The organism is Nocardiopsis ganjiahuensis DSM 45031 (genome assembly GCF_000341085.1).
GTDB lineage: Bacteria > Actinomycetota > Actinomycetes > Streptosporangiales > Streptosporangiaceae > Nocardiopsis > Nocardiopsis ganjiahuensis.
This window is the reverse complement of the sequence record NZ_ANBA01000007.1, coordinates 30,496-42,358: the sequence shown is the minus strand read 5'-3', so window position 1 is coordinate 42,358 and position 11,863 is coordinate 30,496. Positions and strand designations below refer to the sequence as shown.

Annotated in this window: 10 protein-coding genes and 1 pseudogene; 2 read left to right on the top strand and 9 right to left on the bottom strand. The window is 68.2% G+C overall.

From position 1 onward, the window contains the following. Nucleotides 1-7 precede the first annotated feature (7 nt). Together D458_RS0106860 and D458_RS0106855 are read right to left on the bottom strand one after the other, a co-directional pair. Entirely contained in the window at nt 8-571 is a 564-nt protein-coding gene (locus D458_RS0106860) for a MauE/DoxX family redox-associated membrane protein (protein ID WP_017585985.1), read from the bottom strand. Between the two features lie 92 nt (nt 572-663). Continuing rightward, entirely contained in the window at nt 664-879 is a 216-nt protein-coding gene (locus tag D458_RS0106855) for a hypothetical protein (protein ID WP_017585984.1), read from the bottom strand. 428 nt (nt 880-1,307) lie between these two features. Between D458_RS0106855 and D458_RS37400 the strand changes: the two genes are divergently transcribed. Continuing rightward, entirely contained in the window at nt 1,308-1,517 is a 210-nt protein-coding gene (locus tag D458_RS37400; protein WP_239647907.1) for a hypothetical protein, read from the top strand. Nucleotides 1,518-1,945: 428 nt separating this feature from the next. Here the strand turns inward: D458_RS37400 and D458_RS0106845 are convergent, their stop codons facing one another. Beyond that, entirely contained in the window at nt 1,946-2,461 is a 516-nt protein-coding gene (locus D458_RS0106845; protein ID WP_017585982.1) for a lytic polysaccharide monooxygenase auxiliary activity family 9 protein, read from the bottom strand. 565 nt (nt 2,462-3,026) lie between these two features. Here D458_RS0106845 and D458_RS35330 point away from each other — a divergent pair. Beyond that, nucleotides 3,027-4,034: pseudogene (locus D458_RS35330) on the top strand (MFS transporter); the annotation flags it as partial. A gap of 255 nt (nt 4,035-4,289) precedes the next feature. Here D458_RS35330 and D458_RS0106830 read toward each other — a convergent pair. From D458_RS0106830 to D458_RS0106800, 6 genes are all read right to left on the bottom strand, one after another. Then, nucleotides 4,290-5,162, bottom strand: a complete 873-nt coding sequence (locus D458_RS0106830; RefSeq protein ID WP_017585979.1) for a sulfite exporter TauE/SafE family protein — start codon at nt 5,160-5,162, stop codon at nt 4,290-4,292. Nucleotides 5,163-5,309: 147 nt separating this feature from the next. Beyond that, a complete protein-coding gene (locus D458_RS0106825) occupies nt 5,310-6,728 on the bottom strand; it encodes an MBL fold metallo-hydrolase (RefSeq protein WP_017585978.1) in 1,419 nt (472 codons plus the stop codon). 88 nt (nt 6,729-6,816) lie between these two features. Further along, nucleotides 6,817-7,389, bottom strand: a complete 573-nt coding sequence (locus tag D458_RS0106820) for a rhodanese-like domain-containing protein (protein ID WP_017585977.1) — start codon at nt 7,387-7,389, stop codon at nt 6,817-6,819. Nucleotides 7,390-7,634: 245 nt separating this feature from the next. After that, nucleotides 7,635-7,886 (bottom strand): metal-sensitive transcriptional regulator, encoded by a 252-nt coding sequence (locus D458_RS0106815; RefSeq protein WP_017585976.1) that lies wholly within the window; start codon nt 7,884-7,886, stop codon nt 7,635-7,637. Nucleotides 7,887-8,580: 694 nt separating this feature from the next. Then, entirely contained in the window at nt 8,581-10,485 is a 1,905-nt protein-coding gene (locus D458_RS0106805) for an NHL repeat-containing protein (protein WP_040702243.1), read from the bottom strand. Between the two features lie 189 nt (nt 10,486-10,674). Continuing rightward, nucleotides 10,675-11,130, bottom strand: a complete 456-nt coding sequence (locus tag D458_RS0106800; RefSeq protein ID WP_017585973.1) for a hypothetical protein — start codon at nt 11,128-11,130, stop codon at nt 10,675-10,677. Nucleotides 11,131-11,863: the final 733 nt, after the last annotated feature.

The following is an 11,863-nucleotide window of genomic DNA, read 5'->3' as shown; positions in this document are numbered from 1 at the left end:
CCAGGTTCTATGCGTGGGGGAGAGGCGTGGACGGCGTACCGCCCGCTCCGGGACTGAAGAGGTCGACGAGGTCGTCGAAGTAGAACGCCGCCGCCGTGACCGCGACGGCGGCCGCCAGCGCCACGGCCGCCCCGCCCAGGGTCGGAAGCTCGGGACCGAGCGCGAGGGAGCACCCCAGGCCGGCGGCGGCAAGCGCGGTCAGCACGGCGTTGCGCCACACGTGCGGCCACCCCAGCACGGATTCGGCCTTGCCGAAGCACGAGCACGTGACGGCCTTCTCCGCGCGCACGGAGTACAGGGCGAGTAGGGCGAACACCGCGAACAGGACGGTGGCTGCGACGAGGGCGGGCACCCGTACCCACGTCCCGGCGAGCAGGGCGACACCCACGAGCAGTTCGACCGCGATGTGCGTGTGGGAGGCGGCGCGGGCGGGGAAACGCGGAACAGGAAGGCGTTCGGCCAGGTCCGCCCAGGTTCGGAGGTTGGCCTCACCGCGAACCTTGGACAGTCCGGAGGTGAGGAAGATCCCGGCGACCGCGGCCTGCAGGAAGAACGTGGTGAGTACGAGCAAGGGGATCCGCTTCACAGGTCACGGGGGATCGGAGGAAGGGGGACCGGCGCCGGCCCTGCCCCGTCACAGGGCAGGGCCGCGCCGACCGGGGGTCAGCAGTCGCAGGCGATGGTCACCCACGAGCTGCAACGGGCGTCGCCGCCCTGCAGGCAGCACTCGCGGCGCTGCCTGTACACGCCGCGGGTGCAGGTGCTGCTGACGCAGCGGTACTGGTAGCCGCACGGCGCGGCGGCGGCCTGGGCTTCGGCCCGGGGGATGAAGCGTTCGAGAATCCGGTCGGCGAGACGAAGGAGGGGGGCAGCCTTCATGGAACAGCCTTTCTCTCATCGCGCCCTGCTGTGGGGCGACAGCAGAACCATAAAGGTTTGATGTGCCCTTGCGCCAGGTCCATTGGCGCAGTCACCGGAAATTAACAGAAGCAACAAGGAAAACGGGTGGCGGAGTCCGTGCATTCGATGATCCCATCAATCGGAGCGTGACGGAATCCGGACCGCCGGTGCGGAAATGTCGGTGCCCGGCGTTGAGTCGCCTCGCCGAGTGGGCCTCGTCCGCTCCTTGGGCTGGGTGGCCGCACCCGTCCGCAAAGGAGGGTCAGGCCGATGACTCCACTGAGCCTTTTCCAACCTGAAGGCGCAGGTCACCACCCCGTACCGGTCTGACGAAACCACCCCTGAACAGCAAGAAGCCCCTGGCACAGGAGTTAACGACCAAGAAAACCCAGCACCAGACGCTCCACATGCTGTTTTACCGCGCCTGCCTGCCGTTGCCGCGCCGGACATTGAACTCGGCCGCCCGCACCATCCGCACCCATAGTAAGAACACCGGTTCCCGATGGCGCCGCTTGGGCCCCGCACAGCAGGCACTGCTGGCGGGAGTCCACCTGTACAAAGGCAATTCCTTCACCCAGGTCGCGGCCGGTTTCGAGGTGGGAACCACGACCGCATAGCGCTACGTGCGCGAGGCCACGGACCTGCTCGCCCAGCAAGCACCCACCCTCGGACAAGGGGTACGTGAGCCTGTCGGATGTGCTGTTCTGCCCGTTCGAGGGCCGGGGCAAGCCGCAGTGGAAGAAGAACGCCGACTCTGACCAGGCCAAGCTCCGCGGTCCCGGGGAGCGGGCCATCGCTCACGGACGATCTCACCCGGGCCAAGGTCTTTCCGGTGGGCCCAAGAGCACGCGAGGCTCCGTCCAGGCACGGCCAGAGCGAACTTCCCTTCCCCTAGGTCCAGCTCCACTCACACCCGGCGGACCGGCAGCGCTCATCGAACACAGCGTGCCCCGGCCCCAAGACAGTTGCGGGCCGGGGCACGTCCGGAATCAGCGGCTCGGAGACAGGGGCTCGGAGTCAGGGGCTCGGAGTCAGCGGTTCGGGGTCACCGGATGTTGACGTCGATGCAGACGTAGAAGGCGTTGGCCGTGTCGGCCACGTTCCACCGGGCCAGAACGGTCTGCCTGCCGCTGTACCCGGACAGGTCGACGTTGTGGCTGAACCTGGACGGGGGCTGGGCACCGTGGTCGTTGAAGCTGGCCACGAGGTTGCCGTTGATGAAGTACTCCCACGTGGCGGTGGAGTGGTTGGCGGTGATGATCCAGTCGAAGGTGGCGTTGGTGCCGACGTCGGCGACCTGCCAGCCGTAGTTGTCGTCGTCGAGCTCGGAGAAGCGCGCGTTGCCGCCCGAGCAGCTCATCAGGCCCTTGGGGCCCTCGACGCTCTGCGGCTCCCACTGGATGCCGCCGCACTGGACGACACCGGCGGCGCACTGGGCCTGGCGGCTGGCGGGGTTGGAGACGTATCCGTGCGCGTTGGCCGTACCGGCCGGCATGAGCGTGAAGATGAGCACGGCGGAGGCGGCCGTCGCGGCAAGGGAGCGGAGCTTGCGGTTCATCATGGGCTTTCGTCCTTCTCGGGGGTCACGGACTTGTCGGCACGTGCCGACAAGCCGTAGCGGGGGACCGGGGCCGTTCTCCGGCCCAGGAAGGCTCGGTTCGCGGCCACAGGGCTCGGTTCTGCCCGGTGCCGTGAAGGGAGGTGTCCGCAGGAATTCCGAGTTTCCCCGGAATTCCTCGAACCTGTTTCCGAGCAGGGTAAGCATTCCCGAATTGTGCGGTCAAGGCCTGTTCCCGCCTGGTAATCGGGTACCGTTGAACCGGACCGGTGAAGCCCTCCGGGTCGCATTCGCACTGGTACTGTCGACTTTCGCGGACCACAGCCCGCCAAACTGGAAAGACTCTTGCCAGATCCCCCACCGGTCTACGGAAAGCCTTCCCGAATTCCCTTACCGCGGCGCCGCGTCCGACAGAAAGAACTGGCGCCGAGGACAGATTCCCTTTACCTCGGAGGAAGCCTCCACCCGCCGCTGACCACGGCCGCCCCCGCTCCGGCCGCCGGGGAAGACGGGGCCCCCGGGAAGGGCACTCCCCCGGCGGACCGGTGAACACGAGAAGGAAAGCGGCATGCCCAGACCCTCCGGGAAACAGACGCCGACAGCCCCGCCGAGCCGCGCGCTCCTCGTCTTCCTGGCCGCGCTCTCGGTACTTCCGGTCACCGTCCACCTGCCCGCCCTGCCGGACATCGCGGACGCGTTCGGGGTCGGCTTCGCCCTGGTCAACCTCTCGATCGCCGGATACGCGGTCGCGACCGTCCTGGTGGAGGCGGCCGCCGGCGCCCTGTCGGACCGCTACGGGCGCCGACCGGTCGTTCTGGTCTCCGTCGCGGTCTTCACCGCCTCCTCCATCGGCTGCGCGCTGGCACCGCACATCGGGGTGTTCCTCGCCTGCCGGATGCTCCAGGCGTCGATCGCGGCGTGTTTCTCGGTGGCCATGGTCGCCATCAAGGAGACATCGAACGGGAGCGACGCGACAAGGAGAATGGGCTTCGCGGGCATGGGATGGGCGCTCGCCCCCATGCTCGGAGCCCCACTGGGCGGTATCGCGGACGAACTGTTCGGATGGCGTTCGATCTTCGCTGCCCTCGCGGTCGTCGGCGGAACCGTTCTCGTGGTGTCGCTGCGGAGAATGACGGAGACCTCCTCCCCAGCAGCGAATTCCCAAGGGAACTTCCCCTCCTCGGTCCGGCAGGTGCTGAGCTCGCCCCGGTTCTGGGCCTATTCGCTCTGCATGGCCTGCTCGATGGGGACGCTCTACGTGTTCCTGGGCGGAGCGCCCCTGGTCATGGGCGACCGATCCGGCGGATCGAGCGCGGCGCTGGGCCTGTACATGGCGCTGGTACCGGCCGGGTTCGTCCTGGGCAGCTACCTGACCGGCACCCTCGCCCCCAGGGTCTTCAGGAGCCGCGTCCTCGTCCACGCGCGCGCCCTGACCTGCCTGGGGTTGTCGGTCGGCCTGCTCCTTTCGGCATCGACGGCGATCCCGCCCCTGGTGTTCTTCCTCTGCTGCGTGTCCATCGGCGTCGGCAACGGTCTGACCACTCCCGTCGTGAACACGGGGGTGATGTCCGAGCGCGACGATCTCGCGGGGACCGCCCTGGGCCTGTCCACCGCGGTGTCCATCGGGGGCGGCGCGCTGATCTCCTCCGCGTCCGGCCCCTGGCTCAGTGGCACGGGTTCGCCCCAGGGCCTGTTCGCGCTGCTTCTGGTCCCGGCCTCACTCGCGCTCCTGGCGGCGTTCTGCACCGCCCTGGTCGACCGGAGCCCTCGCGCCCGGAAGGCGGAGGATCAGGGGACGAACGACCTCCTCCCCGAGGAGGACCCGGGCCGATCACGTCCTCGGCCGCAGGAGCGGCAGCAGCGGACAGTACTCACCGATCAGGCGGCACACCAGCACCAGGCCCGCCAGGAGGGCCACCAGCACGGGCGGAAGCAGGCCGTAGGGGGCGGGGAGCTCCTGGGCGAGGACGAACACGCCCATGAACAGCACGAACACCCCGAAACCCTTGCGCAGGGCGGCTTCGGGCACACGCGAGGTCAGGAGGGATCCGATGAGCGACCCCGCGACGGCGAGAGCCGTGACCGCGGCCACGAGGGCCCAGTCCAGGCTGACGGTCGTCAGGTACCCGGTGAGACCGGCGAAGGACTTCATCGCGATCACGAGCAGGGAGGTGGCGACGGCGGCCCGCATCGCCAGACCGCCGAGCAGCATCAGGGCGGGCACGACGAGGAAACCGCCGCCCGCGCCGACCAGGCCGGTGACCGCCCCCACAGCCAGACCGTCGAGGACGACTCGCCGCAGCGGAAGCGCTCCGGTCTCCCCGCTCCCGGCGGGCACCTTCCGCCTGCCCCTGATCATGGTCACGGAAGTGGCGACCATCATCAGGGCGAAGGCGATCATCAACAGGCTCCCGGGGAGATATCCGCCCGCGAGGCCGCCGAGGAAAGCGCCCGCCATGCCCGCCGCCCCGAACACCAGCCCGGTGCGCCATCGGACGTTTCCGGCACGTGCGTGCGCGAAGACGCTGACCAGTGAGGTGGCTCCCACGACGAACAGGGAGGCGGCCACGGCCTCCTTCGGTTCCATCCCCGCGACGTAGGTGAGGAGCGGAACCATCAGGATGGAACCGCCGCCCCCGAGCAGCCCGAGCGCGAGTCCCACCCCCACGGCCAGGCCCAGGACGAGGACGATCTGAAACTCCATGTGGACTCTGCTTCCATGGTTCGCGGCCGCGCACGGACGGCCGTTGACGGAGTGGAAGGGGCGTAGCACCCCGGAAACGGCAGGGGCGGTGCCCGCCTTCGTCCGGCCCGCACGCTCCGGCGCGGCAGGCACCGCCCCTGCCCCCGTTCAGCGGCCGGCGCTCTGCGCGAGGGCCTGCGAGTCGCGCCTCCACTCGGCCCAGCCCGGGTAGCCGCGGTCGAGTTCGACGACGTCGAGTCCGGCGCGGCGCAGGGCGGAGGCCGCCACGGAGCTGCGGGCACCCGACTGGCAGTAGCTCACGACGGTGCCGCCGACCGGCAGGGCGTCGAGGTTCCACAGCACCCGGCCCGCGCTGATCTGCCGTGATCCGGGGATGTGCCCCTCGGCGTGCTCGCTCCTGCCGCGCACGTCCAGGACGAGTTCGGGGTCGGACTCCGCCAGTTGTTCCGGGGTGATGCGGCGCGGCACGACCGTCGGCAGTCCCTCCATGCCGGTGGTGTAACCGATCACGTGGTCGACACCGACCCGCAGCAGGTGGTCGCGTACCTGTCGGGCCGTGTCCCCGTCGGGTGCGAACAGCACCAGTGGCCCGGTCTCGACCTCGGGGTCCCAGGCCCATGCGCCGAAGGTGGCCGCCTTGGCCGGGCCGGGGATGTTCAGCGCCCCTGACACGGTGCCGCGGTGCACCTCGGTGTGGGTTCGGGTGTCGACGAGGACGGCCGCGTCCTCGTCGAGGGAGCGCCGGACCTGCTCGCCGGTGAGCTCGGGCGGCGCGGTCAGCGCGCCCAGGACGCGCGGCCCCTCCTTGTTCTGGCGCTTCATCCGCGCGAAGTAGGCGTGGGCGTCGGGCTGCCCGTCGAGCAGCTCCCGGACGAAACCCTCCCTGTCGTCGTCGCGCAGGTAGGGCCCCCACCAGGCGTTGAGCCGCTCGTATCCGACCGTGGTGGCCGGGAGCGCGCCGAGCGCCTTGCCGCAGGCGCTGCCCGCGCCGTGCCCGGGCAGGACCTGGACGTGGTCGGGCAGTTCCAGGAAGACCTCGCGCAGGCTGGTGAACAGCTGGTGCGCTCCCTCGAACCGGGTGTCGACACCCCCGGCGGCCTCGTCGAGCAGGTCGGGGCGGCCCAGGTCTCCGGCGAAGACGAAGTCCCCGGAGAGCAGGTAACCCGGGTCCTGGCTGAACGCTCCGTCGGTGATCAGGAACGACAGGTGTTCGGGGGTGTGCCCCGGGGTGTGACGCGCCCGGACGGTGAGGCGGCCGATGGTGACGGTGTCGCCGTCCAGGAGGCGTTCGGCGTCGAACCCGTACTGCCAGTCCTGGCCGCCCTCGCCGGACACGTACACCGTGGCGCCGGTGGCAGCGGCGAGTTCGCGGGTGCCGGAGAGGTAGTCGGCGTGGATGTGGGTCTCGGTCACGGCCACGATCCGCATGCCGTGTTCGGCGGCCAGGTCCAGGTAGTCGCCGATGTCCCGGCGGGCGTCGACCACGAGGGCCTCTCCCCTGGCCTGGCAGCCGATGAAGTAGCCCGCCTGGGCGAGATCGTTGTCGTAGAGGCGTTCCAGCAGCATGTCCTTCTCCTTGTCAGGTGATGTGTCCGTGCTGTTCAGATACTCCGGGGAGTATCCAGAAGACAGAGGGGTACCCTGCCCGCGGCGCTCATCGGCGGGCACCGATGCGCGCCAGGGACTCCTCGATGTCGACGTCGTTGCTCGGCTGGTTGTAGGGCAGCCGGGTCAGGGCCATGCCCATGGCGCAGGTGTCGGTGACGGCCGCGAAGGCCAGTCCCGCTCCCACGAAGCCCGCGACCGCGACCGCCGAGGGCCAGACCAGGGAGGCGAGCACCGAGGCCAGGACGATTCCGCCGGCCACCAGCCGCACCTGGCGTTCCAGGGCCCAGCGCTCGCGACCGCGTTGCACCGGCGCGCCCTGGGACTCCCAGGCGTTCATGCCGCCGTTCATGACGACCGTGTCGACCAGACCGGCGGAAGCCAGCTTGCCCTGGCACTGCGTCGCTCTGCCGCCCGACTGGCAGACCAGGACCAGGCGGCCCCCGGCGTCGGCGACGATCCGCTCCAGGTGGGCGTCCACCCGCCCCAGCGGCAGGTTGACCGCGCCGGGAATGTGGGAGCTCTCGTACTCGGCGGGGGTCCGCACGTCGACGAGCAGGGTGTGGGGATCGGTTTCGAGCAGCCCGCGCACGGTGTGCGCGTCGATGGTGTGCTCTCTCATAGGAAACTCCTTGAGTGGTGACAAATTTGCTTCTTATACTCCCGGGGGTACCCCTCGAACACAGGAAGGCCCGGGATCTAGAGGACTTCAGACCGTCGAGCACTCATCTTCATATACTGGGGGGAGTATCCAGAGAGCAGAAGTGTGCCGTGGTGCGACCGAAGGGACCACGAGGACAAGGGCGCGAGAGCCCTCGCACCGGGGTGCGGCGCGAGCACTCGGCCCGGCGCCGACCCCCAGGAGCCTCAGGCCAGAGCCAGGAAGAGCTTCTCGAGCTCCGCCTCGGTGAGTTCCGGCTCCTCGCCGTTCTCCCGCGCGGTGTTGCAGTGCCGCATGCCGCTCGCGACGATCTTGAACCCGGCCCGGTCCAGGGCACGCGAGACCGCGGCCAGCTGCTGGAGGACGGCGGCGCAGTCCTCGCCCTCCTCCATCATCGAGATGACCCCGGAGAGCTGCCCCTGGGCGCGCTTGAGTCGCGTGATGGCGTCGCCCACCATTTCAGGCTTCATGTGGCCTCCTTTCGACCGGCGAGCCCCAACATACCCCCGGGTGTATCCGGAGGCAAACCTCGCCCAGGTTCGGCCTCCAACACCCTGCACAGAAGCGACGTGGTGGAGGTGGACGCCGCACCGCCTCCCGAGGCCGTAGTCCCTGCCGTTGAGCACGTGCACCCGAACGTAGACGGTCGTCCTTCACAACGCGGGCGGGCATTCGACGTCAGTGGTGCAGTCGGTCACGGTGCTGCCGTGGTGCGGCGAGCCCAGGGTCACCAGGTCGTCGACCATGCCCCTCGTGTCAGGCCAGAAATGCCCTGGATGCCCTTATGGACACCGCTCGCGAGCACCGCGCACAGCTACCGACGAGCCACACGGGCTGATCCTGACGGCCTTCCCGCTCCCCCAACCCGGTCGATCGCGCGTGCCGGGCCCCGACGCCCTCGAACAACGGTGTTCCACCCGCCGTACGACGCGCAGTGTCGCTGTTCACCACTGGCCATCGTTGATGAGGCGGCTGCCGGCATGCCACTCGGTACCGACGCAGGACGAAGCGTTGGTGCCGGGTGGCATGCTCTGAGTTCGGTGGAGTCGTGTTCGCGGGTTCGCCGGTCACGGCGGTCGTGTGCGGGCGAGGACTGGGCGGTGGAGTCCGAACGCCCGGGCCGTGAGCGTTTCGGTTTCGGGGTCAGTGCACCTAGGATCCAGCCGAGCGGTCGGGCAGCGCACGGGTGATCCGCGACAGTTTGCCCTGCCGGTCACTGACGTAGATCCGCCCGTTGGCGCCGTCCAGCGCGAGACCGCAGACCGGGCCGAGACCGTCCGCCACGACACGGCGGAGGCCCTTGGCCTCGCCTTCGGCCACGACGACCTCGTGCAGCCTGCCGGTCGAGTCGCAGACGTAGGCGATGGCTCCGTCGTGCAGCGCCACGCGGACGCTGTACCCGAGGTTGGTGGCCACCTCCCCCGGAGCACCACCCTCCGTGCTCAGGTCGATCTCATACAGCCCGCCGCGGTCGTACTGTCCCACGTACGCCTTTCCCCCGTTCAGCGCCACCCCGGCGGCGTTCGGCACACCCCAGGCACGCTGCCGCTGCGCGGTTCCGCCGCTCAGATCGAACTCGACCAGCTCGCCACGTGCGTAGTCGGAGGCAAAGAGCCTGTTACCCGGCAGATCCAGTGCGAGGCCGTACACGCGGATGCCCTCGACGACCGTGACCGGGGAGGCGGTGTGGTCGGACAGGTCCACCGTGAACACGCGCCGGCCGCCGTAGTCGGCCACATAGGCCTTGTTCCCGGGCAGGTCCAGCGCCACGTCGTTGACTTCGCCGAGTTTCTCCAGGGCCCAGTCGGTCCCACCGCCGGCAAGGTCCACCTTGTAGAGCTTTCCGCCGTTGTACCGGTCGGTGACGTAGGCCTTCTGCGCCACCGGGTCCAACGCCAGGCCGTCCGCGGTCCCCAGACCGGTGCGCACCTGGACGGGGGCCTCCTTCGGGTTCCTGGCCTCTTCACCACCGTCTTTGTGCAGAGGGTGGTCCTTCATCTCGAAGTGGAGTTTCTCGAGCTCGAAGACCTCGTGCACGCCGGCGAGCGTGGAGACCAGCTCGGCTTCGCCCTTCTGCAGGAACGGCCTGCCCTCGTCGTTCAGGTCGAAGGTCTTTCCCGCAGCACCGGATTCCCCGAGTTCCCACGGGATCACCTGCGAGTACTCCGGTTCCTTCGGCGGTGGCCCCTCCGGTCGGGCCCTCTTGACCTCCACCGGCTCGGGGTAGTACACAGCGACTCCCCCGCCGAAGGAGACGGGGTATTCGTAGTCGAACCTCCTCACCTGGCGCCGCTGCGTGGCCAGGACATCGACCCGGCTGCCGACCTCCCCACTCAACGTGGACGAGGTCTTGAACGAGGTCGTCAGCGAACCGCTGACAGAACCGGTGATCCCCAGCATCAGCTGCGCCGACAGTTCTCCGGTTCCCGTGGCGCTGCTGGTGGCCGTGGTCGTGCTGGTCGACTGCGACTGGGACTCCATGTCGACACCCTGGTTGTCCTTGCTGTTCTTCAGGGTGGTCTTCTGGGAGTTGTTCAGCGCCATGCTCTTCTGCAGCTGCTGCTGCAGCGACGCGATGGCCTTGGCCCCGAAGGTGAGCTGCACCTGTCCCTGGAGCGACCAGCTGATGGTGTTCGCGACCGAGAACTCCACCGTGTGCGACCAGGTGGTGGGCTTGGGGTCCGTCCGGTTGACGTACGTCTGCTTGGAGACCACGTCGGGCGGCGGCTGCACGATGTCGTTTCGTTCTTCGACGAGTGGAACGCCCACCGTCATGTAGGCCCGCCACCCGCGCTGGTGCGCCGTGTCCTCTGCATGGGGATACTCTTCGAACCGTCCCCTGTTCAGGGAGAACCCGGTGGGATACACGAATCGGTCCGATCCGTCGGGCGCCTTCCTCTCAGCCTTCGCCTTCAGCCTTTCCCTGTTCCGCTCCAGGATGCCCGGCGCCTTTTCGGCGATTTCGAGCTCCTTCAGATTCCTCCCGGTCAGCGGGTGCCGCATGAACCGTTCACCGAGATAAGCAGTGCTCACGTGGTTCTTGGTGGCCTCGCCCATGAACATCGACCTCCTTGCAGAGCAGAAATCAAGCATCTGCCGGTTCTTTGGAATACTTCCGTTCCGGCGCGACCGGACGCGGCACCGCCGGGGCAGCGGTCGAGCCGTTTCCCTCAGACCTGGTCCAGACCGGAAAAACGGCCCCTGTGAACGTCTCTCCGGATCGAGGAGCAGGCTGTTGAACTTCTCTCACCCCTCGGTGAACCCTTTTTCGGTCCTCTTGAGGTTCCCGGTGGACTTCTGGTTGTCCTTCTTCAGGTTCGCCCGCTCTTCATCGGTGATCTCGGGGCGGTCCTCGTCGCTGATCTCCACCTCCACCTTCTCGAATGCCTCGTCCTTGGCCGAGGACGCCATCGCGGTGGTCGATGCGGGGTCTTCGCTGGTCTCCCGCTGCTCGGCGGCAGCGGTCCGGGTGTTCCTGAACATCGGGGAGATGAAGCTGCTCATGACGTTGAGCGCTTCAGGCGACGTCTCCCGAACGATCTTGGGGTCGCGCTCGACCTCGGGGATCCCCTCGGTGAGCTCCGGGTCGATCCCCTCCCGTTCGGGCCGCGCTCCCGGGATCCTGTCGTACACGGCGCGGGCCGACTCCTCCGCGGCTCCGGCTTCGTTCTCGCCGTTGTCGAAGATGTTCTTGAAAGACATGGATTCTCCTCATGATCTTCTCGAGACACGACCAGCCCTGGTTCCATCTGATGGCACGCCCGCCCCCGCTCGAATGATTTCGGACAGGGCCCGGAGCTCGCACCGGCCGCGGCCCCCTCCGTCCCAGGCCCAGGGAATGGCCCGTTGCCCTCCTGCGAAAAGCGCCTGCCTCCGGCAACGGAATGAGTTCTCCTGGTTTTCCTGGGGCCGTTTCGTCTCAGCCTCAAGGAAAGATGGGTCTGATTCCGCAGGAGCCTGAACCGAACGAACCACGGCAACCGCCGAGACCGTTTGCCTCGATCACCGGAGGCACCGCTGCCCCAACACTCGGCGGAGGCGGGAATTCCAGGGCGGCAAGAGCGGAGACTTTCATGATTCCCCAGGGGCATTGGGCGGCGGATCACTCTTCCACCATGCCTACGGGGACGCAGCAAATCAATAGGTTCGGCGAATTTGTCGCATCGACATAACAGACAATGCGGTTAAATTATAATGATCCATGCATCTCCGAGGATTCCGGATGTGCATCAAATTATTTTCCGATCCCCACCGAATGCGGCTGAACCGCAAGGCGGCGAAGGGCCGCACCGGGACAGAACATCCCCGCGCCGCTTCGCCGTGGGCGCTGCGGTGGCTGTGGTGGCTACGGCAGCGATGTGGTCGTAGACGGACTCGGACAGCGGGGCGCCTGCCGCCTCGACCATCTCGGCGAAACTCGTCTGCACCTGGTCCT